The organism is Streptococcus sp. HMSC071D03 (assembly GCF_001812125.1).
Taxonomy (GTDB): domain Bacteria; phylum Bacillota; class Bacilli; order Lactobacillales; family Streptococcaceae; genus Streptococcus; species Streptococcus pseudopneumoniae_N.
This window is the reverse complement of sequence record NZ_KV807744.1, coordinates 1-218: the sequence shown is the minus strand read 5'-3', so window position 1 is coordinate 218 and position 218 is coordinate 1. Positions and strand designations below refer to the sequence as shown.

Sequence of the window (218 nt, the reverse complement as noted above, 5' to 3'; positions counted from 1 at the left end):
CTGGAACTTCATCCTTAGAACCATCTGGGTAAGTGACAACGACTGTTGTTTTCTTATCGCCTGGTGTTGTAGTGTCTACTGGAGTCTTGTATTCGAACGTAGTTCCTTTTGGAAGATCGTCTACATTACCGATTGATCCTTTAGGGTCTGGAGTTTTACCTACATTAACAGTTTGGTCTTTAGGTGTTGGATTGTTCTTCTCTGCATCTGTACGTGGA

The 218-nt window shown here is 42.2% G+C and carries 1 protein-coding gene; it reads right to left on the bottom strand.

Annotated elements, in window-relative coordinates:
• Window positions 1-218: Rib/alpha-like domain-containing protein (locus HMPREF2837_RS05025; RefSeq protein ID WP_261674334.1), on the bottom strand; the 218-nt coding region annotated here is incomplete at both ends.